This window comes from Faecalibacterium sp. DFI.5.82 (assembly GCF_029076575.1).
Taxonomy (GTDB): Bacteria; Bacillota; Clostridia; order Oscillospirales; family Ruminococcaceae; genus Faecalibacterium; species Faecalibacterium duncaniae.
This window is the reverse complement of the sequence record NZ_JARFIS010000261.1, coordinates 1-331: the sequence shown is the minus strand read 5'-3', so window position 1 is coordinate 331 and position 331 is coordinate 1. Positions and strand designations below refer to the sequence as shown.

Genomic DNA, 331 nt, shown 5'->3' with positions numbered 1-331 from the left:
CTCCATGGGGTCTTTCCCTCTTGTCGCGGGAAACCGGCATCTTCACCGGTACTACAATTTCGCCGGGCGGGCTGTTGAGACAGTGCCCAAATCATTACGCCTATCATGCGGGTCAGAACTTACCTGACAAGGAATTTCGCTACCTTAGGACCGTTATAGTTACGGCCTCCGTACACTGGGGCTTCGATTCAATGCTTGCACATCTCCTCTTAACCTTCCCGCACCGGGCAGGCGTCAGCTCGTATACGTCATCTTTCGATTTAGCTCAAACCTGTGTTTTTGGTAAACAGTTGCTTGGGCCGTTTCTCTGCGGCTCCATCTCTGGAGCACC

General features: G+C 52.9%; 1 rRNA gene. It reads right to left on the bottom strand.

The features are described from left to right. A 23S ribosomal RNA gene (locus P0G09_RS16515) occupies nucleotides 1-331 on the bottom strand; the annotation flags it as partial.